The 25756-nt window shown below is 63.4% G+C and carries 25 protein-coding genes and 1 tRNA gene; 13 read left to right on the top strand and 13 right to left on the bottom strand.

Annotated elements, in window-relative coordinates; translation table 11 throughout:
• Positions 1-19 precede the first annotated feature (19 nt).
• Complete coding sequence (locus IGS60_RS27450) at positions 20-2290, bottom strand: EAL domain-containing protein (RefSeq protein WP_230506779.1); 2271 nt, start codon at positions 2288-2290, stop codon at positions 20-22.
• Positions 2291-2549: 259 nt separating this feature from the next.
• On the bottom strand, positions 2550-2855 hold the full coding sequence (locus tag IGS60_RS27445) for a PsiF family protein (RefSeq protein ID WP_046682222.1): 306 nt from the start codon (positions 2853-2855) through the stop codon (positions 2550-2552).
• Between the two features lie 264 nt (positions 2856-3119).
• Here IGS60_RS27445 and IGS60_RS27440 point away from each other — a divergent pair, with 264 nt between their 5' ends.
• Positions 3120-3659, top strand: a complete 540-nt coding sequence (locus IGS60_RS27440; RefSeq protein WP_070223805.1) for a DUF2058 domain-containing protein — start codon at positions 3120-3122, stop codon at positions 3657-3659.
• Between the two features lie 128 nt (positions 3660-3787).
• On the opposite strand, the gene IGS60_RS27435 is transcribed toward IGS60_RS27440, so the two are convergent.
• Positions 3788-3863: transfer RNA gene (locus IGS60_RS27435), tRNA-Phe, on the bottom strand.
• Between the two features lie 186 nt (positions 3864-4049).
• On the opposite strand from IGS60_RS27435, the gene dkgB reads away from it, so the two are divergent.
• The 9 genes from dkgB (at position 4050) to IGS60_RS27390 (ending at position 14777) form a co-directional block, all read left to right on the top strand.
• The gene (gene dkgB / locus IGS60_RS27430; protein WP_230506778.1) at positions 4050-4874 is read left to right on the top strand and encodes a 2,5-didehydrogluconate reductase DkgB; all 825 of its coding nucleotides are present in this window, start codon (positions 4050-4052) and stop codon (positions 4872-4874) included.
• 1 nt (position 4875) lies between these two features.
• Positions 4876-5805 carry an LLM class oxidoreductase gene (locus IGS60_RS27425; RefSeq protein ID WP_230506777.1) on the top strand — a complete coding sequence of 310 codons (930 nt, stop codon included), beginning with the start codon at positions 4876-4878 and terminating at the stop codon, positions 5803-5805.
• A 66-nt stretch (positions 5806-5871) separates the two neighbouring features.
• On the top strand, positions 5872-7104 hold the full coding sequence (locus tag IGS60_RS27420) for an FAD-dependent monooxygenase (protein ID WP_230506776.1): 1233 nt from the start codon (positions 5872-5874) through the stop codon (positions 7102-7104).
• A gap of 159 nt (positions 7105-7263) precedes the next feature.
• Positions 7264-7980 carry a DsbC family protein gene (locus tag IGS60_RS27415; RefSeq protein ID WP_230506775.1) on the top strand — a complete coding sequence of 239 codons (717 nt, stop codon included), beginning with the start codon at positions 7264-7266 and terminating at the stop codon, positions 7978-7980.
• 132 nt (positions 7981-8112) lie between these two features.
• Positions 8113-8571, top strand: a complete 459-nt coding sequence (locus IGS60_RS27410; RefSeq protein ID WP_034753534.1) for a (2Fe-2S)-binding protein — start codon at positions 8113-8115, stop codon at positions 8569-8571.
• Between the two features lie 10 nt (positions 8572-8581).
• The gene (locus IGS60_RS27405; RefSeq protein WP_230506774.1) at positions 8582-10840 is read left to right on the top strand and encodes a xanthine dehydrogenase family protein molybdopterin-binding subunit; all 2259 of its coding nucleotides are present in this window, start codon (positions 8582-8584) and stop codon (positions 10838-10840) included.
• Between the two features lie 13 nt (positions 10841-10853).
• A complete protein-coding gene (locus IGS60_RS27400; RefSeq protein ID WP_230506773.1) occupies positions 10854-11462 on the top strand; it encodes an NTP transferase domain-containing protein in 609 nt (202 codons plus the stop codon).
• 27 nt (positions 11463-11489) lie between these two features.
• Positions 11490-13388: a M61 family metallopeptidase gene (locus IGS60_RS27395; protein WP_268994222.1), complete on the top strand. Its 1899-nt coding sequence runs from the start codon at positions 11490-11492 to the stop codon at positions 13386-13388.
• A 219-nt stretch (positions 13389-13607) separates the two neighbouring features.
• The gene (locus IGS60_RS27390; protein ID WP_230506772.1) at positions 13608-14777 is read left to right on the top strand and encodes a GGDEF domain-containing protein; all 1170 of its coding nucleotides are present in this window, start codon (positions 13608-13610) and stop codon (positions 14775-14777) included.
• On the opposite strand, the gene IGS60_RS27385 is transcribed toward IGS60_RS27390, so the two are convergent.
• The 7 genes from IGS60_RS27385 to rpe all read right to left on the bottom strand — a co-directional run bounded on the left by IGS60_RS27385 (position 14728) and on the right by rpe (position 20851).
• Positions 14728-15177: a hypothetical protein gene (locus tag IGS60_RS27385; RefSeq protein WP_230506771.1), complete on the bottom strand. Its 450-nt coding sequence runs from the start codon at positions 15175-15177 to the stop codon at positions 14728-14730. The two genes, IGS60_RS27390 and IGS60_RS27385, sit on opposite strands and share 50 nt — an antisense overlap.
• A 20-nt stretch (positions 15178-15197) precedes the next feature.
• Positions 15198-15998: an indole-3-glycerol phosphate synthase TrpC gene (gene trpC / locus IGS60_RS27380; protein WP_070223789.1), complete on the bottom strand. Its 801-nt coding sequence runs from the start codon at positions 15996-15998 to the stop codon at positions 15198-15200.
• Positions 15999-16032: 34 nt separating this feature from the next.
• Positions 16033-17076 (bottom strand): anthranilate phosphoribosyltransferase, encoded by a 1044-nt coding sequence (gene trpD, locus IGS60_RS27375; RefSeq protein WP_070223787.1) that lies wholly within the window; start codon positions 17074-17076, stop codon positions 16033-16035.
• A 65-nt stretch (positions 17077-17141) separates the two neighbouring features.
• Positions 17142-17705 carry an aminodeoxychorismate/anthranilate synthase component II gene (locus IGS60_RS27370; protein WP_070223786.1) on the bottom strand — a complete coding sequence of 188 codons (564 nt, stop codon included), beginning with the start codon at positions 17703-17705 and terminating at the stop codon, positions 17142-17144.
• A 1-nt stretch (position 17706) separates the two neighbouring features.
• On the bottom strand, positions 17707-19203 hold the full coding sequence (gene trpE / locus IGS60_RS27365) for an anthranilate synthase component I (protein WP_230506770.1): 1497 nt from the start codon (positions 19201-19203) through the stop codon (positions 17707-17709).
• Between the two features lie 269 nt (positions 19204-19472).
• Positions 19473-20177, bottom strand: a complete 705-nt coding sequence (locus tag IGS60_RS27360) for a phosphoglycolate phosphatase (protein ID WP_230506769.1) — start codon at positions 20175-20177, stop codon at positions 19473-19475.
• Complete coding sequence (gene rpe / locus IGS60_RS27355; protein ID WP_086145604.1) at positions 20177-20851, bottom strand: ribulose-phosphate 3-epimerase; 675 nt, start codon at positions 20849-20851, stop codon at positions 20177-20179. The genes IGS60_RS27360 and rpe overlap by 1 nt, the downstream gene beginning before the upstream one ends.
• 167 nt (positions 20852-21018) lie before the next feature.
• Here rpe and apaG point away from each other — a divergent pair, with 167 nt between their 5' ends.
• A complete protein-coding gene (gene apaG, locus IGS60_RS27350) occupies positions 21019-21393 on the top strand; it encodes a Co2+/Mg2+ efflux protein ApaG (RefSeq protein WP_070223779.1) in 375 nt (124 codons plus the stop codon).
• Positions 21394-21417: 24 nt separating this feature from the next.
• Here the strand turns inward: apaG and IGS60_RS27345 are convergent, their stop codons facing one another.
• Positions 21418-21564 carry a hypothetical protein gene (locus tag IGS60_RS27345; protein ID WP_175444843.1) on the bottom strand — a complete coding sequence of 49 codons (147 nt, stop codon included), beginning with the start codon at positions 21562-21564 and terminating at the stop codon, positions 21418-21420.
• A gap of 283 nt (positions 21565-21847) precedes the next feature.
• Between IGS60_RS27345 and IGS60_RS27340 the strand changes: the two genes are divergently transcribed.
• Positions 21848-22843 carry a murein transglycosylase A gene (locus tag IGS60_RS27340; RefSeq protein ID WP_227742165.1) on the top strand — a complete coding sequence of 332 codons (996 nt, stop codon included), beginning with the start codon at positions 21848-21850 and terminating at the stop codon, positions 22841-22843.
• Positions 22844-22880: 37 nt separating this feature from the next.
• Here the strand turns inward: IGS60_RS27340 and IGS60_RS27335 are convergent, their stop codons facing one another.
• Together IGS60_RS27335 and IGS60_RS27330 are read right to left on the bottom strand one after the other, a co-directional pair.
• Complete coding sequence (locus tag IGS60_RS27335; protein ID WP_230506768.1) at positions 22881-23318, bottom strand: universal stress protein; 438 nt, start codon at positions 23316-23318, stop codon at positions 22881-22883.
• 137 nt (positions 23319-23455) lie between these two features.
• Positions 23456-24757 (bottom strand): MFS transporter, encoded by a 1302-nt coding sequence (locus IGS60_RS27330; protein WP_230506767.1) that lies wholly within the window; start codon positions 24755-24757, stop codon positions 23456-23458.
• A 76-nt stretch (positions 24758-24833) separates the two neighbouring features.
• Here IGS60_RS27330 and IGS60_RS27325 point away from each other — a divergent pair, with 76 nt between their 5' ends.
• Positions 24834-25610, top strand: coding sequence for an enoyl-CoA hydratase (locus IGS60_RS27325; protein WP_230506766.1), 777 nt, complete (start codon positions 24834-24836; stop codon positions 25608-25610).
• Positions 25611-25756 lie beyond the last annotated feature (146 nt).

The following is a 25756-nucleotide window of genomic DNA, read 5'->3' as shown; positions in this document are numbered from 1 at the left end:
TGCAGGAAATGTCGGAAAGCTAAGCTTGATGCCGGGCCAGCCAGACGAGAAAGTCATCGAGCGGCATCGGCCGCGCATACAGGAAGCCTTGCAAGCCGTCGCAATCGTGGGCGACGAGGAAGTCGGCCTGCTCCCGCGTTTCCACGCCTTCGGCCACGACGCGCAAGCCCAGGTGGCGCGCCATGGCCAGGATCGCCTGCACGATGGCCGTGTCGCGCGCATCGCGCGGCGTGTCGTCGATGAAGCGCTTGTCGATTTTGAGTTCGTACAGCGGCATCGAGGTCAGGTAGGCGAGACTGGAATAGCCGGTGCCGAAATCGTCGATGGAAAAGCGGATACCCAGGTCCGCCAGTTCGCGCATGCGCGCCAGCGAGGCGTCGCGCTGGTCGATCAGCAAGCCTTCCGTCAGTTCCAGGATCAGGGCGCCGGCCGGCGTGCCGTGTTCGGCCAGCGCCGCCTGCACGCGGGACGCGAAATCGGGCTGGCGAAACTGCGCCGGACTGACGTTCACGGACAGGGGGACGGGCCGGCCCGCTTGCGCCAGCAGGCTGGCGGCGCGGCACGCTTCGCGCAGGGCCCAGTGCCCGAGCTTGACGATCAGCCCAGATTCCTCGGCAATCGGAATGAAGATATCCGGCGCGATATGGCTGCCGTCCGCCTGCGGCCAGCGCATGAGCAATTCGGCGCCCGTCACCCGGCCATGGCGGTCGACCTGCGGCTGTAAGTGCATGCACAATTGCCCCAGGTCGAGGGCGCGCGCCAGCGCCCGTTCCAGGGTCAGGCGGCGCTCCACGCCCGCCTGCATGGCCGCTTCAAAGAAGGCGATGCCGTTGCGTCCTTCCGCCTTGGCGCGGTACATGGCGATGTCCGCTTCGCGCAGCAGGTCGTGCGCCTGCTGGCCCGCTTTCGGCAGCAGGGTCACGCCGATGCTGGCGCTGCAATGATAGGACTGCGCGCCGATCTCGAAGTCGCGCGCGATGGCGGCCCGGATTTTCTCGGCCACCTGGGCCGCCGCGCGGGCGGCGCTGTCCAGGTCATCGGCCAGGTGCGCCAGCAGCACGACGAATTCGTCGCCGCCGATGCGCGCCACCGTGTCGGCCTTGCGCATCAGCTGCGCCAGCCGTTCGCCCGCCAGGCGCAGCAGCGCGTCGCCCGTGGCGTGGCCGCGCGCGTCGTTGATGTGCTTGAAGTGATCGAGGTCGATGAACATCAGCGCGCTGATGGTCTGGTTGCGCGGCGCGGCGGCCAGCAGGTGGCCGATGCGGTCCGTCAGCAGGCGCCGGTTGGGCAAGCCCGTCAGCACGTCGTAGAAGGCCAGGCGGTGGATGTCCGCTTCCGATTTCTTGCGCTCGTCGATTTCCCGCTCGACAGCCACCCAGTGCGTCTGCCTGCCTTCCGCATCCGTGAACGGCACCAGTTCCGCTTCGACCCAGTACGCCTTGCCCGCCTTGTTGTAGTTCAGTAATTCCGCCCTGGCCGGCTGGGCACGGGCCATGGCGGCGGCGATGCGCGCCAGTTCGTCCGTATCGGTGGCGGGGCCTTGCTGGAACAGCAGGCTGCGGCCCAGCACCTCGGCGCGCGCATAGCCGCTGCTGCGCTCGAAGGCGTCATTGACGAAGATGATGCGCGTGGCCGATACCGTCCCGGCGCCGGGGGCGGGCGGGCCGTCCAGCACTTCGGCGATCATCACCATGTCGTTCAGGCGGGCCAGCGCCGTGGCCGTCAGGCGCAGCTCGGCGTTCAGCTGCGACAAGGCCTGGCTGCTGTCTTCCAGGTGGCGCAGCAGAAAGGCGCAGGACAGGGTCAGCACGGCGGCGATGAACAGGAAGTTCAGTGCCACGATCAGCGCGCGCAGCACGGGAGAGTCGGGCGTGCCCGGCAGGCGCAGGGCGACGTCGGGATGCAGACCGAGGAAAAAGATGGTCAGCGTGGTCAGGACCAGGGTCGACATGGCTGGCCGCATGCCCAGCAGCAGTGCCGCCAGCACGGGCATGAGCATCATGTAGATCTGGCTGACGGGACCGATTTTCAGCAGCAGGCCCACGCCCACCAGATAGGCGACGATGAGGAATTGCCACACGCGCCAGCGGTAGGGCATGGCGCGACTATGCCAGATGAGGCCGATCCAGCCGATGGCCAGCAAGTCGAGGACGACGATGGACCAGATCGCCTCGCTCGCGGCCAGCAGCGCGCTGGGAATGGCCGTGACGATGCCAAGCAGCAGCACCACCTGCAACAGGCGGGTAAAGACCAGGCCGCGCCAGTGCGCGAGATCGCTCGATATCGCCACGCTGCCATCCTTCCCCTGGGGTAAGCTGCCGCCGCGCCGTGCATTACTGCTGAGTAAATATTACGCGCTATCAATCCTCTTGTCATCTTGATCATTAATCATGATTGCCGGCGTTCCGCGTGGCTGCCTCATTCATCGGCCCTTTGGCGGGGATGGTCATTCTGCCCTGGGCGCCGCGCCGTTTGATGGGAGCAAAAAAAAGCCAGCCTGTCGGCTGGCGCTGTGGGGTGAAGCGCACACGGGCGCTTCGAAGCGGCGCTTATTTCTTGGGCGCGCTCAGGCATTCTTTCATGAACGCCTTGCGCGCGTCGCCCTTCATGTCCTTGGCGTCGACATTGCACGCCTTCATCTTGTTTTGCTGCGTCATGGCCGGCGCCGGCTTGGCGCTCAGGCATTCCTTCATGAAGGTTTTGCGTTCATCGCCTTTCTTGCCGGCGGCATCCGCATTGCAGGTGGTCATTTTCGACTGTTGCGCCGTCTTGGCGACGGGCGCCGCTTCCGGTGCGGCGGCAAAGGCGGTGCTGGCAAACGCGGCGGCGATGCAGAGGGCGATTAATTGTTTCATGGCAAATCCTTTAGACGCAAACGATGGAAGGGGCATGCAACCGGCTGGAAACTGCCGATATGCAGAACGTAACTAACTATATGACATTTATCAACAAAATTTCCACTCGAGTGTGTCTTTTTGTTACTGTCCGGCGCCAGGCCCCCGCCGGCTGGCCCGGGCAGCCATGTTGCGGCGGCAGCGGCCCCGTTTTTTGCTATGCTAGCGTCTTTCCACCGGCCGATGCCGCTGCCTTGGCCGGCGCACACTCATTACGGAGTAGTTATGGTCTCGTTGCAAGAGCAGTTTTTAAAGGCCGGCCTGGTCGACAAAAAGAAGGTCAAATTGGCCAACCAGGACAAGAGCAAGCAAAAAAAGGACGAGCGCAAGAGCGGCACGCAAAGCGTCGACGAGGTGCGCCTGGCCGCGCTCGAGACCCAGCGCAAGAACGCGGAACGCGCGCGCGAACTGAACGCCCAGCGCGACGCGGCCGCGAACCAGAAAGCCATCGTGGCGCAAATCGCGCAAATGGTGCAAAAGAACCGCCAGAGCAAGGGTAACAACGGCGACGTGCCGTATAACTTCACGTTCAACAACAAGATCGAGCGCATCTACGTGACGGCCGCCGTGCAAGCCCACCTGGTGGCGGGCCGTCTGGTGATCGTCTGCCTGGGCGGCGCCGTGGAGCTGGTGCCGCGCATCATCGCCGACAAGATCGCCGAACGCGACCCCGCCATCGTCGTGCGCGTGAAGCAGGCCAGCACGCAAGTGGACGAGGACGATCCGTACGCGGCGTTCCAGATTCCGGATGATTTGATGTGGTAAGAGGGCGATTGCCCGGTGCCGACGGTACCGGACTGGCGTAACTGCGGGCCGGAAACGGCCCGTTTTTATGTGGACTACAAACAAAAACGCCACCCGAAGGTGGCGTTTTTGAACGTGAAACGAATTCTTGGTGGCCCGGGGCGGAATCGAACCACCGACACAAGGATTTTCAATCCTCTGCTCTACCGACTGAGCTACCAGGCCAAGGTGGCGAATTATAGCAGACCAAAACGGGAATGCAAGAGCCGGCTGCGACTTTTCCTGCATTTCCAGGATTCGCACTCCATTACTTGCGCATGGGTCAAATATGATTTGATGTAAACGGTATTTTTCTCAATAAAGGAAGGGCGCATAGTGTGGCCATCGTTACTGACTTGAGAGGATTACCGCATGCACGCCATTACCCAACACACCGCCATCCCTGAAATCGGTCTGGGCACCTTCCGCCTGCAGGGCCAGGTCGTCATCGATTCCGTCACGACGGGCCTCGACGTCGGCTACCGCCATATCGACACGGCGCAAATCTACGGCAATGAAGCCGACGTGGGCCAGGCGATCGCGGCCAGCGCCGTCCCGCGCGACGAGTTGTTCGTCACCACCAAGATATGGATCGACAATCTGCAGCGCGACAAGCTGATTCCCAGTTTAAAAGACAGCCTGCACAAGCTGCAGCTGGAGCAGCTGGATTTGACGCTGATCCACTGGCCGTCGCCGCAGGACGCGATTCCCGTGGCCGAGTACATGGCGGCGCTGGCGCAGGCCAAGGCGCAAGGGCTGACCAAGGCCATCGGCGTATCGAATTTCACGAATGCGCAGCTGCGGCAAGCCATCGATACGGTGGGCGCGGCGGAAATCGCCACGCAGCAGGTCGAGATCCACCCCTTCCTGCAAAACCGCAAGGTCATCGAGTTCGCGCGCAGCCAGGGCATCCACATCACGGCCTACATGCCGCTCGCGTACGGTAAGGTGGTCGTCGATCCGGTCATCATGGCGATTGCGGCCAGACACGGCGTGACGTCGGCGCAGGTGGCTCTGAGCTGGTCGCTGCAGCAGGGCTTTGCCGTGATTCCGTCGTCGACGAAGCGCGCCAACCTGGAAGCGAACCTGCATTTCCAGCGCATCACCCTGTCGCCGGACGAGATGGCGCAGATGGCGACTCTGGAACGGGGCGAGCGCCTGGCCAACCCGGACGGCCTGGCGCCGCAGTGGGATTGAGATGGGCGCCATGACGAAGCTGGGGCAGGGCGGTTTCAGTATCGGCCTGGAACTGCCGCTCGATAATGACTGGTCGTCCACGGGACGCCAGGCGCATGCGGCCTGCGGCCGCGTGCCGGGCGAGCCGGACATGCAACAGCATGCGGCGCTGGCAAAGCTGGCCGACCGCCTGGGTTTCCGGGCCCTGTGGCTGCGCGACGTGCCCCTGTACGATCCGTCGTTCGGCGACGCGGCCCAGGTCTTCGAGGTATTTACGTATCTGGGCTACCTGGCCGGCATCACCGAGAACATCTTGCTGGGCACGGCCGCCGTGGTGCTGCCGCTGCGCGAACCGGTGCTGACTTTAAAAGCGGCGGCCAGCGTCGACCAGTTGAGCGGCGGGCGTTTGCTGCTGGGCGTGGCCAGCGGCGACCGGCCCGTCGAGTATCCCGTCTTCGGCCGCGATTTCGCGCAGCGCGGTGAGGCTTTTCGCGAGCAGGTGGCCATGCTGCGCGACTGGGGAGATATACGCCTGTCGCCCGGCATCCGTCTGCTGCCCAAGCCGGCCGCACCGTTGCCGCTGCTGGTAGCGGGGCTGGCGCAGCAATCGCCGGCCTGGATAGGCGCGCAGATGGACGGCTGGCTCGCCTATCCGGGCACGCCGGAAGACCATGCGCGGCGTGCGGCGCAATGGCGGGCCGTGGCCGGGGACGACAAGCCGTATGTCAGCTTCATCCACCTGGACCTGGACGACGATCCGACCTTGCCGCTGCAGCGTTTCCGCTTCGGCGGGCGCACGGGGCGCGATGGCCTGATCGCCGAGCTGCACGCCATGCGCGCGGCCGGCGTGCGGCATATTGGCCTGCAGCTGCGGCAGAACCGCCGCCCGCTGGCCGAGACGATGCAGGAGATCGGCGAATACGTGCTGCCCGTGTTTCATGGCGCCGCTTGACCTGGGGCATGCGTTCTGTACTTCCTGACTAGCTGAAACGGGGGCAGCAAACGCTATAATGACCGCATGAACAGTCCCACTCCCCCCACCATGCGGCGCTTCATGCATAGCCACAGCGACGTTTGCATCGTCGGCAACGGCGCCATCGCGAAAACCACGGCGCTGGCGTTTGCCCAGGCAGGACAAAGCGTCACCCTGTTATCCCCGGTGAGCCCTCCGGCGCCCACCGTCAAGCCGGTCGAAGCCAGCTGGGATGTGCGCGTGTATGCGCTCAATCACACGGCGCACCAGTTGCTGTCGTCGCTGAAGGTGTGGGGCGCCCTGGAGGCCGACAGGGTGGCGCCCGTCGATGCCATGCTGGTCAACGGCGACGGCGCGCAGGCGGGCGGACTCGGTTTCGACGCCTACGGCGCCCATGTGGGCGCACTGGCGTGGATCATCGAAGACCGCAACCTGGGCCAGGCGCTGGACGCCGCCCTGAAATTCGCGCCGAACGTCAGCGTGCTGCAGGGCCGCGCCAGCCGCCTGGAATGGACGAACGACTCGGCCATCGTGCACCTCGACGGCGGCGACACCATCACTTGCGCGCTGGTCGTGGGCGCCGACGGCGCCCAGTCGTGGGTGCGGGGCCAGTGCGACATCGGTCTCGATTACCGCTCCTACGGCCAGCGCGGCGTGGTCAGCAACTTCGCCTGCGAAAAGCCGCACCATGGCGCGGCCCACCAGTGGTTTAGGGGCAGCGAAGGCATCGTCGCGCTGCTGCCGCTGCCGGGCGAGCGCGTCTCTCTCGTCTGGTCGGCGCCCGATGCGCTGGCCGATACCTTGATGGCCGAACCGGCCGACGCCCTGGCCGCGCGCCTGGCCGCGTATTGCCACGACAAACTAGGTAAACTCACGCCGCTGCAGCCGGAGCTGGTGCGCGCGTTTCCTCTGACCCTGATGCGCCCGCACGCCATGGTCGCGCCGCGCGTGGCCCTGGTGGGCGACGCCGCCCACGTGGTGCACCCGATGGCCGGCCACGGCATGAATCTGGGTTTTGCCGACGTGGCGCAGCTGGTCAAGACGATCGGCGAACGCGAAGCGCACCGCGGCATCGGCGACGAGCGCGTGCTGGCGCGCTATGCGCGCGCGCGCAAGGAAGACGTGCTGTTGATGCAGCTGGCGACCGACGGCCTGGCGCGGTTATTCGGCGCCGATCTGGAGCCGTTGCGCGTGGTTCGCAATTTGGGATTAAACTTGCTGGATAAATTACCGGCCCTGAAGCGAAAAATGATCTCGCACGCATTGGGACATCCGTAAATATCAGCGTATCTTAAGATATCGCCGGATAATGGCAGCAGTGAAAATTCAAGGTCGCCGCAGCTGGTCTGCGGCGATCGTTTTGTCGAAGAGATAACGACGCCGGTCCAGAGGCCAGTCCCGCCGGGCGTTTCAAGTGGAGAAGTGATAGTGATCAAAATGAGCAGAATCGCATTGGTACTGGCCTCGGGCCTGATGATGTCGTGCGCCGGCGCGGAAACGCCGACGGAAGCGAGCATCAAAAAGCTGATCGAGCCGCGCCTGGGCGAAGGCGCCAAGGTGGACTCGGTCAAGGAAACCCCGTACGGCGGCCTGTACGAAGTGCGCACGGGCGGCGACATCCTGTACACGGACAAATCCGCGCAATACCTGTTCGTCGGCCACGTCTTCGACGCCAAGACGTCGCAGGACCTGACCAAGGTGCGCCTGGACGAAGTCAATCGCATCAAGTTCTCGGACTTGCCGCTCGATTCGGCCATGAAAACCGTCAAGGGCAATGGCAAGCGCGTGATCGCCGTGTTCGAAGATCCGAACTGCGGCTACTGCAAGCGCTTCCGCCAGAACGCGCTGAAGGAAATCGACAACGTCACCGTCTACACCTTCATGTACAACATCCTGTCGCCGGACTCCATCGTCAAGTCGCGCAATGTCTGGTGCGCGCCGGACCGCAACAAGGCCTGGGATGACTGGATGTTGAACGGCAAGGCGCCAGCCACGGTCGCCGCCACTTGCGCCAACCCGCACGAAAAAATCCTGGCCCTGGGCCAGCAATTGCGCGTCTCGGGCACGCCAGCCATCTTCTTTTCCGACGGCAGCCGCATTCCGGGCGCGGTCGATGCGAAGACGCTGGAACAGAAATTCTCGACCATTAAGTAATCCGGGCTGTCGCCAGGAAGGCTGGACGGCGCGCCCTCGCAAGGCGCGCTTTTTTTTGCGTTTTTTTCCGCTGTCGTATCATCAAGTGTAGTTCGTAGACGCCATAACAATCCAAAAAAGGGGAAGCAGCAGATGATTACCTTGAATATCAACGGACGCGACACGCAAGTCGACGCCGATCCTTCCACGCCCATCTTGTGGGCGCTGCGCGATAACCTGAACATGACGGGCACCAAGTTCGGTTGCGGCGCGGCCCTGTGCGGCGCCTGCACGGTGCACCTCGACGGCCAGCCGATCCGCTCGTGCATCACGCCCATTTCATCTGTGGGCGCGCAAAAGATCACCACCATCGAAGCGATGGAAAACGACCAGGTGGGCAAGGCCGTGCAGGCGGCATGGGTGCGCCACGACGTGCCGCAATGCGGCTACTGTCAAAGCGGCCAGGTGATGAGCGCCACGGCGCTGCTGCGCACGAACAAGGCGCCCAGCGATGCCGACATCGACGGCGCCATGAGCGGCAATATCTGCCGCTGCGGCACCTATCAACGGATCCGCGCAGCCATCAAGGACGCGGCCAAGACCCTGGCCTGAGGAGAGCGACATGCGTATCGAATGGTTGAATCAGGAAGCATTGCAGCATGGCGCAGTGACCTTGGGCACGGCGCTGGCATCGGCGCCGGTGGCCGATGGCGTCTCGCGGCGTGGATTCATGAAGGCCGGCGCGGCGGCGGGCGGCGGTTTGATGCTGGGATTTTTCCTGCCCGGCGCAGGCAAGCTGGCGCAGGCGGCCGATGCCGCTCCCGCCAAGCCCGTGTATGCGCCGAACGCCTTTTTGCACATCGCCCCCGATAACACGGTGACGGTGCAGGTGAACCGGCTCGAATTCGGCCAGGGCGTGCAAACGAGCTTGCCCATGCTGATCGCCGAGGAACTCGACGCCGACTGGAGCCTGGTGCATGGCGCACTGGCGCCGGCCGGCGAGCAGTACAAGGATGCCGCCTATGGCATGCAGATGACGGGCGGCTCGGGCAGCATCGCCCATTCGTTTACGCAGTACCGCGAAATCGGCGCCAAGGCGCGCGCCATGCTGGTGGGCGCCGCCGCCGCGCAGTGGAAAGTCAATCCCGACCAGGTACGGGCCGCCAAGGGCGTGCTGTATGGCCCCGGCGGACAAAAGGCGACGTATGGCGAGTTTGCCGACGCGGCCATGCGCCAGCCCTTGCCCGCCACCGTCAAGCTGAAGGACCCGCGCGAATTTTCCATCATCGGCAAACCCGTGAAACGCCTGGACGCGGCCGCCAAGTCCACGGGAAAACAGCAGTTCGGCATCGACTTCAAGCCGCCCGGCGCGAAAGTGGCCATGGTGGCGCGCCCGCCCGTGTTTGGCGCGAAGGTGGCGAAATTCGACGCCAGCAAGGCGAAAGCCATCAAGGGCGTGCTGGAGGTGCTGGAAGTGAAAACCGACCGTGGCGGCAGCGGCGTGGCCGTCATCGCCGACGGCTACTGGCCCGCCAAGCAGGGACGCGATGCGCTGGTGATCGAGTGGGATACGAGCGCCGTGGAAAAGGTCAGCAGCGACAAGCAGCTGGCCGCTTTCAAGGCGCTGGCCAGGACGCCGGGCACGGTGGCGCGCGCATTCGATGTCGCCGCACTGGCCAAGGCGCCGAAGAAGATCGAAGCCGTCTACGAATTCCCCTATCTGGCGCACGCGCCGATGGAGCCGCTCAATTGCGTGGTCGACCTGCAGGCCGACAAATGCACGATGTGGGTCGGTTCGCAATTCCAGACGGGCGACCAGGCGGCGATTGCCGCTACTTCCGGCCTGAAACCGGAGCAGGTGACCCTGCACACGATGATGGCGGGCGGCGGCTTCGGCCGGCGCGCCGTGCCCTCGTCCGACTACGTGGTCGAAGCCGTCAACGTCGCCAAGGCGTACCGGGCTGCGGGCAAGAGCGGTCCATTAAAGCTGATGTGGAGCCGCGAGGATGACATCAAGGGCGGCTACTACCGGCCGTCGCATGTGCACCGCGCGCAGATCGGCCTCGACGCCAAGGGCAAGATACTCGCCTGGGACCACACCATCGTGGGCCAGTCCATCATGGCCGGCACGCCGTTCGAAGCGTTCATGGTGAAAAATGGCGTCGACGGCACCATGGTCGAAGGCATGGGCGAGCCGTACACCTTGCCGATGAAGCTGTCCGTGCATACGGCCAAGGCGAACGTGCCCGTGCTGTGGTGGCGCTCCGTCGGCTCGACGCATACGGCCTTCGTCATGGAAACGCTGATCGACGAAGCGGCGCACGTGGCGAAGATGGATCCCGTCGCCTACCGCAAGCAGCTGATCGACGCCAAGCACACGCGCCACATCGCCGCGCTGGACCTGGCCGTGGCCAAGTCCGGCTATGGCAAGAAGAAGCTGCCGAAAGGGCAGGCCTGGGGCGTGGCCATGCACGAGTCGTTCAACTCTGTCGTCGCCTACGTGGTGACGGCCTCCGTGGTGGAGGGGGCGCCCAAGCTGCACCAGGTATGGGCGGGCGTGCATTGCAACCTGGCCGTCAACCCCTTGACGATCGAGGCGCAAGTGCAGGGCGCCGCGCTGATGGCGCTGGGCATGACCATCCCCGGCGCGGCCATCACGCTCAAGGATGGCGTGGTGGAGCAGCAGAACTTCGGCGACTACCCAGTGCCGCGCATGCCCGACATGCCTGTGATCGAGGTGCACCTGGTGCCGTCGGGCGATGCGCCGACGGGCATGGGCGAACCGGGCGTGCCGCCGCTGGCGCCCGCGTTTGCCAACGCGCTGTTCGCCCTGACGGGCAAGCGCCTGCGCAAGCTGCCGTTCGACCTGGCGGCCGCATGACGGCAGCGGCTTTTTGAGTACGGTCGGCATCTTGCTGGCAGCCGGAAGGGGACGCAGGTTCGACCCTTCCGGCGTACAGAACAAATTATTGCAACCGCTGGCCGAAGGCCCGCATGCGGGCTTGCCCGTGGTAGTGGCAGCGGCCAAGAACATGCTGGCGGCCTTGCCGCGCGTGCTGGCCGTGGTGCGCGCCGACGATACGCAGGTGGCGCGCGTGCTCGGCGCGCTCGGCTGCGAGGTACGCGTCTGCCATGACGCCGACACGGGCATGGCCGCCTCGCTCACCTGCGCCATCGATCACGTGCGCGGCGCGCCGGGTTGGCTGATCGCCCTGGGCGACATGCCTTTCGTGGAAGCGGCTACAATCGCCGCCTTGTCGCAAGCCGTCGGCGATGGTGCGCACATCGCCGTGCCCGTGTTCCAGGGACGGCGCGGCAATCCTGTCGCATTCAGCGCCTTTCACTTGCCGCTGCTGCTGGCGCTCGATGGCGACCAGGGCGCGCGCAGCATCGTCAACAGCCATGCCGTATGCGAAGTGACAGTGGACGACGGCGGCATCTTGCGCGATATTGATACCCCTGACGATTTGTCGCCGGTGCCTGGCGCGCCCGGGCGATTGTAGAACATCCATGCCAGACACGAGGAAAACATGAAGAAAGCACCGATTCAAAAAATCACCGCCAAGGCGGGAGCCAAGGCAAGCGGCAAAGCCACAAGCAAAGCCGCGGCGAAAACCGCAGTGAAAACCACGCCGGCCGCCGGCATTATCTACAGCATCGCCGCCGCTGATCTGGCTGGCCACATGTTCAAGGTGACGTTGACCGTCAAGTCGCCAGCCGCCATCGGCCAGGTATTTGCCTTGCCGGCCTGGATACCGGGCAGCTACATGATCCGCGAATTTTCGCGCAACATCGTCAGCATCCGCGCCGAGTCCGAGGGCAAGGCCGTGGCGCTGACCAAACTGGACAAGCATTCGTGGCAAGCCGCCCCGTGCAAGGGTCCATTGACGGTCGAATACGACGTCTACGCCTGGGACCTGTCCGTGCGCGCCGCCCACCTGGACCAGAATCACGGCTTCTTCAACGGCACCAGCGTGTTTTTGCGCGTGCTGGGCCAGGAATCCGACGCCCATGAAGTGCATATCGTGCAGCCCAAGGATGCGGCCTGCAAGACCTGGCGAGTCGCCACCACCCTGCCGGAACTGAAGGCCAAGCGCTACGGCTTCGGCAGCTACCAGGCGGCCAACTACGATGAGCTGATCGACCATCCGGTGGAAATGGGCGACTTCGCGCTGGCCACCTTCACCGCATATGGCGTGCCGCACGATATCGTCGTCACGGGCAAGGTGCCGAACCTGGACTTGCCCCGTTTGTGCCGCGACCTGAAAGCCATCTGCGAAACGCAGATCGCCTTCTTCGAGCCGAAGACGAAGAAAGCGCCGATGGACCGCTATGTGTTCATGACCATGGCCGTCGGCGACGGTTACGGCGGCCTCGAACACCGCGCCTCGACGGCGCTGATCTGCGCGCGCGCCGACCTGCCGACGACGGCCTCCAACAGCACGGAAATCGGCGACGGCTACCTGAAATTCCTGGGCCTGTGCAGCCACGAGTACTTCCACACCTGGAACGTCAAGCGCATCAAGCCGGCCGCCTTCGCGCCGTACAACCTGCAGGCGGAAAGCTATTCGCCGCTGCTGTGGCTCTTCGAAGGCTTCACCAGCTATTACGACGACCTGATGCTGGTGCGCGCTGGCCTGATCGACGAGGCGGCCTATTTCAAATTGCTGGGCAAGACCGTCAACAGCGTGCTGCGCGGCAGCGGACGCACCAAGCAAAGCGTGGCCGATTCGAGCTTCGACGCCTGGGGCAAGTACTATCGCCAGGATGAAAACGCACCGAACGCCATCGTCAGCTACTACACCAAGGGTTCGCTGATCGCGCTGGCTTTCGATTTGACTTTGCGCAGCAAGACGAATGGCGCAAAATCGCTGGACGACGTGATGCAGGCGCTGTGGCAGCGCTACGGCCGCGATTTCTACAAGGGTAAAGCGCGCGGCGTGACGCCGGCCGAAGTCGAAACCCTGTTCGACGAGGTTTCAGGCACGCGCATGAAACCGTTCTTCGAGCGCTACATCCGCGGCACGGACGACGTGCCGCTGGCGCGCCTGCTGGCGCCGTTCGGCGTGAAATACAGCGACGCGCGCAAGGCGGAAAAGGCCAGCCTGGACGTCAACCTGGGCCGCGACGGCAACGACGCCAGATTGGCGCAGGTGCACCAGGGCGGCGCCGCCCACGTGGCGGGCCTGTCGGCGGGCGACGTGCTGGTGGCCGTCGATGGCTTGCGCGTAACGGGCAACCCGGCGAACCTGGACACCTTGCTGGGCCGCTATGCCGTCGGTGCCAAAGTGACGGTGCACGCCTTCCGCCGCGACGAGCTGATGACATTCACCGCCGTGCTGCAGGGTGACCGCGTGCCCGGTGTCAGCTTGACCCTGCTGCCGGCGCCCAAGAAGGCCACGGGGCCGAAGCGTCCTAGCGCGGCATGATGCTGTTTGTCATGCAGTAAGACAGAAAACCGGCCTCACTGGCCGGTTTTCTATTTCAGGCAGCAATGTCTCAATGTAACGCCTCCCCTGAAATTGGCGTATTGCCATCATATTTACTGCAAATGAACTAATTTTTCTTTAACTAAACTAAAATTGCCGAACTGATTCTTTTCGACCGCGCCCAACGTGCAAACCCTCGATCCTCGAACGATTATGCTGATGACGACCCTGATGTGCGGGGCGATGAGCGTCGTCATGTTCTCGGTGTACCGCAGTTTCCGGCGCGAGGTGCATGGCCTCGGACATTGGGCGGCCGGTTTGCTGCTGCTGGTGTGCGCGTCCCTGCTGTTCGGCACCCGCGAAGTGCTGCCGCCGGCATTGTCCATAATCGCGGCCAATGCGGCGCTGGTGGCCGGCATCGGCCTGTCGATGCTGGGCACGGAGAAATTCTTTGGCCTGGCGCCCAGTCGCCGTGCCTATCTGCTGATACTTGTCCTGGCCATCGCCGGCAATTGCTGGTGGCTGCTGGCGCACCCCGACTTCTCGGCGCGCGTGGCGCTCTTCTCCCTGCTGGTCTTCCTGTTTTATGCGCGCCAGGTGCAACTGGTATGGCGCCATGGCGAGCGCCATTTCTCGAGTTTGTTCTTTGGCGCGCTGATGCTGCTGCAAGCGGTCGTGGTGCTGGTGCGCGGCGTGTCGGCCTTGCTGCATGGCGGCGCCAGCGTGAACCTGACGGTGGCAGGCACGCCGGCCGGCATCTATCTGGCGGTTGCCAATTTCATGGCGCTGCTGCTGACGGTGGGCTTCATGACGGTGGCGACCCGGCGTCTGCAGCAGATACTGGAGCGCCGCTCGACCCATGATCCGCTGACGCAGGTGCTGAACCGGCGCGGCTTTGGCGACGCCTATGCGCGCGAAATCGGCAATCTGCGGCGCCGCCGTTTGCCGCTGACACTGCTCAGCATCGACCTCGATTACTTCAAATTGATCAATGACCGCCACGGTCACGCGGTGGGCGACCAGGTGCTGGCGCATGTGGCCGCCGTTATCAAAGGCGCCCTGCGCGAATCGGATTGCGTGGCGCGTTTCGGCGGCGAGGAGTTCGTCGTGCTGATGCCGGATATGCCGGTGCATAACGCGCTGGGCGTGGCCGAACGCATCCGCGCCTTGCTGCGCGAGCCCAGTCATGCGGGGCTGCCACCGTGTACGGTCAGCATCGGCGTCGCTTGCCAGGCATCGGTGGTGGAAGGGCTGGAACAGTTGCTGTCGCGCGCCGATGCGGCCCTGTACCTGGCCAAGGAGCGGGGACGCGACCGCATCGAACTCGATGCTTGTGCGTTTACTGAGGACCGGACAATGTCCGCAGCTGGAAGCGGTACTGGTCGTTGAAGAGGAAAGTTTCGGAAAAATCGAAGGTGCGGGCGTGGCGGCGCATCAGGTGTGCGGCCGGCGGAAAGAGGACCTGCACGCGCCGCACGGCGGCCAGCGCGGCGGCCGATGCTTCGCTGTCGCGCGAACGGTGCACGTGCACGCTTTTCAGTTCGCCATCGGGACCCACGCTCAGGTCGAGCACGACGATGGCCGGCAGCATGGGCGGCAGGCGCCCGCTGAACGTGTATTCTGCGTTGGCCGCCATGATCTGCTGCGCCACCAGCGACTTGTAGACGTCGATGCTGGCGGCAAGCTGTATCGCGGCCGGCGTGCGGGGCATGCGCTCCGCTGGCGGGGGCGCAGTCTGGCAAGCCGACAGCAGGGCAGCAGTGGCAAGGACGGTGATCGCGTGTCTCATGTCTGCCAGACTACCATGGTTTAACTGAACAGGCGTTCCAGCTCCACGCCGGGGTCGGGTGCGCGCATGAACGCTTCGCCCACGAGGAAGCTGTGGATGTGCGCATCGCGCATGCGTTGCACGTCGGCCGTGCTGTGGATGCCCGATTCCGTGATGATCAATTTGTCCTGCGGGATGCGCGGCAAGAGATTGATGGTCGTGTCGAGCGACGTTTCGAACGTGCGCAGGTTGCGGTTGTTGATGCCGATCAGCGCGCTCTTGAGCTTGAGCGCCGCCGTCAGTTCTTCGCCGTCGTGGCTTTCGATCAGCACGCCCATGCCCAGTTCGTGGGCGCACGCTTCCATCTCCGCCATCAGGCCATGGTCGAGCGCCGCGACGATCAGGAGGATGCAGTCGGCGCCCATGGCGCGCGCTTCATAGATCTGGTACATGTCGACCATGAAATCCTTGCGCAGCACGGGAATGGCGCAGGCGGCGCGCGCCTGCTGCAGATAATCCACGGATCCCTGGAAGAACTGTTCGTCCGTCAGCACGGACAGGCAGGCCGCGCCATGCGCCGCATAGCTGGCGGCGATGTCTGCCGGACGGAAGTCGGCGCGGATCACGCCTTTCGACGGTGACGCCTTTTTGACTTCGGCGATGATGCCGGGCTTGCCGGCGGCGATGTGCTGGCGCAGGCTCGCTTCAAAGCCGCGCAGGCCGGCACGCAGGGCGCTGTCGCTTTCCACGTCGCCGCGCAGGCTGGCCAGGCTGCGGCGGGCTTTGGCCTTGGCCACTTCATCGGCTTTTACGGCCAGGATTTTATCGAGTATGTCGGACATGATGGTCGCTATTCTATCAAGGAGGGCGGAGAGCTTACGCTTGCGGCGGGGTGCCCAGCTGCTGCGTCACGCGCACGAATTGGTCGAGTTTCGCCAGCGCGGCGCCCGAACTGACGGCGGTGCGCGCACGCGCCAGGCCGTCTTCGATCGAGCTGGCCACGCCGGCCGCGTACAACGCCGTGCCCGCATTCAGGGCCACAATGTCGGCGGCGGCACCAGGCTCGCCGCGCAGCGCTTCCATCATCTTCGCTTTTGATTCGATGGAATCGGCCACCTTCAGATTGCGGCTGGCGATCATCGACATGCCGAAGTCTTCGGGATGGATTTCATATTCGCGGATCTCGCCGTTGATCAATTCGCCCACCATGGTGGCGGCGCCCAGCGACACTTCATCCATATTGTCGCGGCCATATACGACGATCGCATGCTGTGCGCCCAGGCGCTGCAGCACACGCACCTGGATGCCGACCAGGTCGGCGTGGAACACGCCCATCAGGATGTTCGGCGCGCCGGCGGGATTGGTCAGGGGACCGAGGATATTGAAGATCGTGCGCACGCCCAGCTCCTTGCGCACGGGCGCCGCATGCTTCATGGCCGCGTGGTGGTTCGGCGCGTACATGAAGCCGATGCCCGTTTGCGCGATCGACTGGGCGATCTGCTCGGGCTGCAGGTTGATGTTGACGCCCAAGGAATCGAGCACGTCGGCGCTGCCGGACGAGGACGACACGCTGCGCCCGCCGTGCTTGGCCACGCGGGCGCCCGCCGCCGCCGCCACGAACATCGAGGCGGTGGAAATATTGAACGTGTGCGCGCCGTCGCCGCCCGTGCCGACGATGTCGAGCAGGTTGGTGGTGTCGGCCATGGGCACCTTGGTGGAAAACTCGCGCATCACTTGCGCGGCGGCGGCGATTTCGCCGATGGTTTCCTTTTTCACGCGCAAGCCCATGGTGAGGGCCGCGATCATGGTGGGCGACATTTCGCCGGACATGATCTGGCGGAACAGGTACAGCATTTCGTCGTGAAAGATCTCGCGGTGTTCGATGCAGCGCAGCAGGGCTTCTTGTGGGGTGATCGGCATGATGCTTCCTTCTTCAATGATGGCGCAGGAGGACACTGATGGCACGCCGGGGCGTGCGCATGGGATCAGCGCTCGAGGAAATTCTTCAGCAGGGCGTGGCCGTGCTCCGAGAGGATCGATTCAGGGTGGAATTGCACGCCCTCGATATCGTATTCCCGGTGGCGCACGCCCATGATTTCGCCGTCGTCCGTCCACGCCGTCACTTCCAGGCAGGAAGGCAGCGAGGCGCGTTCGATCGCCAAAGAGTGGTAGCGGATCACTGTGAAGGGGCTGGGAATGTCCTTGAAGACGCCCACGCCCGTATGCGCGATGAGGGAAGTTTTGCCATGCATGACCTGCTTGGCGCGGATGACCTTGCCGCCAAACGCATCGCCGATGGCCTGGTGGCCCAGGCATACGCCCAGTATCGGCTTCTTGCCGGCGAAGTGTTTCAGTACTTCCACCGAAATGCCCGCCTGTGCCGGCGCTTTCGGGCCGGGCGAGATGCAGATGCGGTCCGGGTTCAGCGCCTCGATCTGTGCGATCGTGATTTCATCGTTGCGGTAGACCCGCACGTCTTCACCCAGCTCGCCGAAATACTGCACGATGTTGTAGGTGAAGGAGTCGTAGTTGTCGATCATCAGCAGCATCTTAAAACCCTCCATCCAGGCCATCTTGCACTTGTTCGGCGGCACGCAGTACGGCGCGCGCCTTGTTTTCAGTTTCCTGCCATTCCATTTCGGGGATGGAGTCGGCCACGATGCCGGCCGCGGCCTGCACATACAGCATGCCGTCCTTGACCACGCCCGTGCGGATGGCGATCGCCACGTCCATTTCGCCGCCAAACGACAGGTAGCCGCAGGCGCCGCCATAGATGCCGCGCTTGGTGATTTCCAGTTCGTCGATCACTTCCATGGCGCGCACTTTCGGCGCGCCCGTCAGGGTGCCGGCGGGGAAGGTCGCGCGCAGCACGTCCAGGTTCGACAAGCCCTCCTTGAGGGTGCCTTCCACGTTCGAGACGATGTGCTGCACATGCGAATACTTTTCGATGACCATGCGGTCGGTGACTTGCACGCTGCCCGTTTCGGCGATGCGGCCGATGTCGTTGCGCGCCAGGTCGATCAGCATCACGTGCTCGGCGATTTCTTTCGGATCGGCCAGCAGCTCGGCCGACAACTCGGCGTCGCGCTCGGGCGTGGCGCCGCGCGGACGCGTGCCGGCAATCGGACGCAAGGTGACTTTCTTGCCGCCGTCCGCCGTCTTCTCGTTGCGCACCAGGATTTCCGGCGAGGCGCCGATGATCTGCATGTCGCCGAAATTATAGAAGTACATATACGGCGATGGATTGAGCGAACGCAAGGCGCGGTACAGGGTCAGCGGCGAATCGACATACGGCTTGCGGATGCGCTGGCCGATCTGCACCTGCATCAGGTCGCCCGCCATCACGTATTCATGCGCCTTGGCGACCGCCTTCAGGTAGTCTTCCTTGGAAAAATCGCGGATGGTTTCCGTGCGCACGGAAGCGCTGGTGACGGGCGCATCGACACCGCGGCGCAGCATCATGCGCAAGTCCTTCAGGCGCTGCTGTGCTTTCGAAAACGATTCGGGCTGCGTCGTGTCGGCGTAGACGATCAGGTAGAGTTTACCGGACAGGTTGTCGATGACGGCCAGTTCTTCCGTCACCATCAGCTGGATGTCGGGCAGCTTCAAGTCATCTTTCGGCGCGCCGCCGGCCAGTTTTTTCTCGATGTGGCGCACGGTGTCGTAGCCGAAGTAGCCGGCCAGGCCGCCGCAGAAGCGCGGCATGCCGGGGCGCAGGGCGACCTTGAAGCGCGACTGGAACTGTTCGATGAAGTCGAGCGGATTGCCTTCGTGTTCTTCGATCACGCTGCCGTTCTTGACGATTTCGGTGCGTCTGCCGTAGCTGCGCAACACGGTCGTGGCGGGCAAGCCGATGAAGGAGTAGCGGCCGAAGCGTTCGCCGCCGACGACGGATTCGAGCAGGAAGGTGTTCTTGCCACCGTGTTGGGCCTGTGCCAGTTTCAGGTACAGGGTGAGCGGGGTTTCCAGGTCGGCGAACGCTTCCGCGATCAGGGGGATGCGGTTGTAGCCTTGCTGGCCCAGCGATTTGAATTCGAGTTCGGTCATGTTTCTCTCCATGCCGTCAGGGTATGAGTGTGCATAGTGCACAAACCCTGCGGTGGGTTATCAAAAAACTTGCCGGTACATGGAACTTGCGCAAGAGGCGCAAAGGACGCGTGTGCAGCCGGCAGCAATCGTAACGGCTCGGCCCTTAAGCCTGCCAGGATTGCCAGCGTCGCCAAAGCCAGGCCTCAATCGAGCCGGTTTGGGTGACATTGTGTTTTTTGATGAGAAACGTGTTCACGATATGGTGTTGGGTTTGGTCAGTATGCCGCTTAGTTTTGCATGCCAATAAAACGTGCTGCTTCGAGCAGTGTCTTTACTATACCATCGGAATCGGTATCGTGTATAGAGTGTCCGTGATTGTAGCCATACGGTACCGTCAATACGGGGCAAGCCGCAGCCCTGGCCGCTTGCGCGTCATTCGAGGAGTCGCCGATGGCCACCACTTTGGCGGGCGGCAGGTCGAAGTCCGCGCACACTTGCAGCAGCGGCATCGGGTGCGGTTTTTTCTTCGGCAGCGAATCGCCGCCGTAGACGATCTCGAAATACTGGTCGAGGTTTTTCAGTTTCAGCAGGGGCAGGGCGAAGGCGATGGGTTTGTTGGTGACGCAGGCCAGGCGCAAGCCCGCCGCCTGCATCGCCGCCAGCCCCGCTTCCACGTCCGGATACAGGGTGCTGAACTGGCCGTTGATGGCCAGGTAGTGGCGCTGGTAACCGTCCATCGCCTGCTCGAAATGCTGTTCCACGCCGGCCGAGTCGAAGTCGAGGGCCAGCACGGTGCGGATCAGGTTTTCCGAGCCTTTGCCCACCATCAGCTTGATGGCCTCGGCGCTGATGGGGGCCAGGTCCAGTTCAGCGCGCATGCCATTGATGGCGACATGAAAATCGGGCACGGTGTCGAGCATCGTGCCATCGAGGTCGATGATGGCGGCGCGCACGCCGGCCAGTACGTGGTCTTTCACCGTGCCCGCTTGCATCAGGCGCCCGCCACTTTGGCCAATTCTGCGCGCATGGCGTCGATGACGGCCTTGTAGTCGGGCTTGCCGAAGATGGCCGAGCCGGCGACGAAGGTGTCGGCGCCTGCTGCTGCGGCGGCGGCGATGTTGTCGATCTTGATGCCGCCATCGACTTCCAGCATGATGTCACGGCCCGATTCGTCGATCATGCGGCGCGCTTCGGCGATTTTCTTCAGCGCTTGCGGGATGAAGGACTGGCCGCCGAAGCCCGGGTTGACCGACATGATCAGGATGATGTCGATCTTGTCCATCACGTGTTCCAGGTAGTGCAGCGGCGTGCCCGGGTTGAAGACCAGGCCCGATTTGCAGCCATTGTCGCGGATCAGCTGCAAGGAACGGTCGACGTGATCCGACGCTTCCGGGTGAAAGGTGATGATGTTCGCGCCAGCCTTGGCGAAATCCGGGATAATGCGATCGACAGGCTTGACCATCAGGTGGACGTCGATGGGCACTTGCACGTGCGGGCGGATCGCTTCGCACACCAGCGGGCCGATGGTCAGGTTCGGCACATAATGGTTATCCATCACGTCGAAGTGGATGATGTCGGCGCCGGCGGTAACGACGTTGCGCACTTCCTCGCCGAGGCGGGCAAAGTCGGCGGACAGGATGCTGGGAGCGATACGGAATGTTGTCATGGTGGCTAAAGGCTGAGAGTAGAAAATGCGAAGATGCGCTATTTTACGCTTGACGCCGGTACCATGCTTCATTGAAGGACCGTGAAACACAGAATACGCATCGCGCGATGGTCAATGCGTCGCGCGCGACACACAATACGACTGGCAATGTCTGAATAGGAATGACGATGGCGACTTATGAATTTACGGTAACGGTCAAGACGCAATATCTGCCCGAACAATCGGCACCGGACCAGGGGCGGCACGTGTTCAGTTACACGATCCGCGTCGTCAATACGGGCACGGCTGGCGCGCAACTGATTTCGCGCCACTGGCTTATTACGGATGCGAACAACAAGGTGGAAGAGGTGCGCGGTCTGGGCGCCGTCGGCCACCAGCCGCTGCTGCAGCCGGGCGAGCAGTTCGAATACACGAGCGGCACCATGCTGGGCACGCCGCAAGGCTCGATGCGCGGCGAATACTTTTGCGTGGCAGAAGACGGCCATCAGTTCGAAGCTTTGATTCCCGAGTTCGTGCTGTCGGTGCCGCGCACCCTGCATTGACGCAACGCCGGGGGGCTTGGCCCCTTATTTCAGTTTTTCGGTGCTGTCCTGTTCTTCGCTGAGTTGCTGGCGTGCCGGTGGCGCGGGTTTTTTACCCGAATACATGGTCCACCAGACTATAAATGCCAGCAAGAAGAACGCCACCAGCGCCTCTATCATCAAGATCCACATACGCACCCCTATGTTATTTACCCGCAGCTTAGTATTTACCCGCCGTCTGTTGACACGCGGTAGTCTACCCGTTTCCATCGGCGCCGTCGCGCTCGCGCTGTCCGCCTGTACCACGCCATCGGCGCCACCGGCCGCCGCCGGCGGCAAGGCGCCGCCCATCGCGCCGACCGTCGTCAGGCCCGTGCCCGCCAAGCCGGCCGACGCCAAGGATGCCGCGGATGTGGCAGCGCCCACCTTTGTGCCCGCCAAGTTCGCCGCCTTGCCTGGCTGGGCCCGCGACGACATGCGCGCCGCCTGGCCAGCCTTCATGGCTTCGTGCGGCGTGCTGGTCAAGCGTCCGGACTGGAAGGAATCGTGCACGATCGCGCGCCAGGTGAATGCCGACAGCGACAAGGCCATCCGTCTGTTCTTCGAGACCTTCTTTGTGCCCAATCAAGTCATTACGGCCGATGGTGCCAGCACGGGCCTCGTCACCGGCTACTACGAGCCGCTGCTGCACGGCGCGCGCAAGCGCGGCGGTCCATACCAGACGCCGCTGTACAAGGTGCCTGACGACCTGGTCTCGGTGGACTTGGCCGGCGTGTATCCGGAACTGAAGAACATGCGCCTGCGGGGCAAGCTGGTCGGCAAGAAGGTGATCCCGTACGCGACCCGTGCCGACATCGAGCGCGCCACGTCCGTCACGGGCAAGGAATTGCTGTGGGTGGATGACGAAGTCGAGGCGTTCTTCCTGCAAGTGCAGGGTTCCGGGCGCGTGCAGCTGACCGATACGCAGGAAACCGTGCGCGTGGCATATGCGGATCAAAACGGCCACCCCTACAAGTCGATTGGCCGCTACCTGGTCGACAAGGGCGAGCTGACCCTGAGCCAGGCATCGGCGCAGGGGATCAAGGCGTGGATTGCCGGCCACCCGACGCGCAAGGATGAATTGTTCAACGCTAACCCCAGCTATGTCTTCTTCAAGGAAGAGCGTTTGCCCGATCCGAAAGTGGGGCCGAAGGGTGCGCTGGGCGTGCCGTTGACGCCGCAGCGCTCGGTGGCCGTCGATTCGCGCTTCCTGCCGCTGGGCGCGCCCGTGTTTTTGTCCACCACGCAAGCCAATAGCGAGATTCCCATGCAGCGCCTGGTGATGGCGCAGGATACGGGCGGCGCCATTCGCGGGCCGATCCGGGTCGATTATTTCTTTGGCTTTGGCGCGGAAGCAGCCGAGAATGCGGGCCGCATGAAGCAGAGCGGCGCCGTGTGGGTGTTGTTGCCGAAGCAGGCGCCGGCGCGCTGAGTTGCTGCGCGCGACGCCGGGGTAGCGATGGTCTGGCTTAACGCAGAACCATGACCGGCAAATGCGTATGCGCGAGCACTTTTTGCGTTTCGCTGCCCACGAACAGCTTGTTCAAGCCCTTGCGGCCATGCGAGGCCATCAGGATGATGTCGCAATGGTAGGTTTGCGCCGCATTGACGATTTCGTCGTGCGGGCTCGGTGACACTACCACCACGCCTTCGAAAGGCACGCCGGCGGCGCGCGCCGCTTCGCCGATCTTGTCGATGGCGCGTTGCGAAGCTTCCTGCATCTGCTGTTCATACAGGCTGGCGTCGAGCACGATGCCTCCGTCGGCCATCGGCGAGAACGGGAAAGGCTGCACCACGCTGATGGCGACCAGCTTGGCCTTGTTCAATTGGGCAAAGGCGAGGGCCGTCTCGGCGGCTTTGTCGGACAACGGCGAGCCGTCGGTGGGAAATAAGATGGTGTTAAACATGGCGTGCTCCTCAAGTGATGTAAGACAGCTTATGGATTTATATCAATTAAAACCTTGATGTAAATCAAACCTCACAGGCTTTGGCATGAATAGTGTCGCCAAGGCAATCTTTCTGCAGTGTATGCCCGTTCCTCGCTTCAGGTGCGCACGCTACGCAGCGGCGTGCCCCACACCATGGCGACCGTCAACGCAATGCTGCCTGCCGCGATGCAGGCCAGGCCATTGCGCACGCCAAAATGTTCCGCTACCCAGCCGGCGGCCAGCGCGCCCAGCGGCGCCGTCGCCACCGTCAGGAAGCGCATGGTCGATGTCATGCGGCCCAGCATGGGATCGGGCGTGACTTTCTGGCGCAAGCCCAGGTAGGGAATAAAGAACAGCATCACGCCGCAATCGAAAAAGAACATCAATATGGCATAGGCCACGGCGCTGGCGGCCGCGCTGCCGAACAGCGCGGCGGGAATCGTTGGCGTCAGGGCAAAACAGAGCGAAGTCGATGCCAGGCCGATCAGGATGGTGCGGCCGGCGCCATAGCGCATCGTCAAGGGCTTGACGATGAAGGCGCTGAGCAGGACGCCGGCGCCGCCGAGCATCTGCGTCATGCCCAGCACGCCCGGGCTCATGCCCAGGTCGCGTGTGGCGAACAGCACCGTCAAGGCCATGCTGGCGTAAAACAGGAAGTGCCAGATGCCGGCGCCCCAGGCCAGCGCGCGCAGCAGCGGTTCGCGCCAGACGAACAGCAAGCCGTCGGCGATGTCGCGCAAGGCGTGCTTGTCGGAGGGGGCCGGCCGTGGGTCGCGCACGCTCATGGCGCGCAAATTGAAAACGGAAATCAAGTATCCGCAGGCCGTGCACAGGATGGCGACGGGCGCCGACAGCATTTGCACCAGCACGCCGGCCAGGCCGGGGCCGATCAGGCGCGAAGCCGATTCCGTGGCGGCAAATTTCGATTGCGCATTGATCAAGCCATCGCGGCCCACGAGGAAAGTCAGAAACACCTGTTCGGCGCCGCCGCCGACGACGAAGCCCGTGCCGATGATGAACCCCACTATATATAACCATGGCATCGACAGCACGCCGCACCAGTAAGCGACGGCCACGCTGGCCAGGGCCAGGCCGGACATGCTTTCGCTGAACAGCATGATCGGGTGCTTGCTGCGCCTGTCCAGCAGCACGCCGACGGGCAAGCCGAACAGGGCGAACGGCAGCGCCTGCAGCGCGACCAGTACGCCCATCTGTTCCGGCGTCGCATGCAGCAGCAGTACCGCGCAAAGGGGCAGGGCCAGCGAGGTGATCTGGGCGCCGAAGCAATTGAGGCCGTTGCTGAACCACAGGCGGCGGAAATTGACGCTGGCGGCGCTGCCGTCGCCGCGCAGATAGCGGGTGCAGTACTGGAAGAAGGAGGAGAAAATACGCTGCTCGATAAAGGTGATCAGGCTCACAATAATAGCAGCGCACCTGCCGCGCCGCTGCCGTTAGCCGCTACAATCGTTGCACCGTTCATCGAGAGGAGACACTATGCAATACGAAGACTTGATCATCGACATCCAGGACAAAGTGGCGATCATCCGCCTGAACCGCCCCAAGGCCTTGAACGCCTTGAACGACAATATGATGAATGAGCTGGGCCACGCCTTGCTGAAATTCGACGGCGACGAGAATATCGGCTGTATCGTGCTCACGGGCAGCGAAAAAGCGTTTGCCGCCGGCGCCGATATCGCCGCCATGGCCGATTACACGTATCCCGATACCTTTACTCAGGGTTACATCAGCCGCAACTGGGAGCATATCTTGCGCGTGCGCAAACCGGTGGTGGGCGCGGTGGCCGGCTATGCGCTCGGTGGCGGCTGCGAACTGGCCATGATGTGCGATTTCCTGATCGCTGCCGACAGCGCCAAATTCGGCCAGCCCGAAATCAAGGTTGGCGTCACGCCGGGCGCGGGCGGTACGCAGCGCCTGCCGCGCGCCATCGGCAAGGCCAAGGCCATGGATCTGCTGCTGACGGCACGCACCATCGATGCCGCCGAGGCGGAACGCATCGGCCTGGTGTCGCGCGTCGTGCCGGCCGATAAGTTGCTGGAAGAAACGCTGGCTGCCGCCAAGACCATCGCCGCCATGCCGACCTCGGTGGCCATGATGATCAAGGATTGCGTCAACCGCGCCTTTGAAACGACCTTGACCGATGGCGTCGCCTATGAGCGCCGCTTGTTCCAGGCTGCCTTCGGCACGCCTGCACAAAAAGAAGGCATGCACGCTTTCCTGGAAAAGCGCTTGCCAAACTTCGACGGTCTTTGATATGATTCGCCTCCCCGATGAGACGCACTAGTTTGCGGCACAAAAGGGGCGGCCTTCCGGGGCTGGGTAGTAAAAAAGAAGGTTGACGAATTAGCCGAAACGCTTCATACTCTTCCTTCTTCGCAGCTGACAAACACAACGCTTTG

This window comes from Janthinobacterium sp. FW305-128, assembly GCF_020858135.1.
In the GTDB taxonomy this organism is placed as follows: Bacteria; Pseudomonadota; Gammaproteobacteria; order Burkholderiales; family Burkholderiaceae_D; genus Janthinobacterium.
The sequence above is the reverse complement of the archived record's forward strand: the minus strand, read 5'-3'. Positions and strand labels throughout refer to the sequence as shown.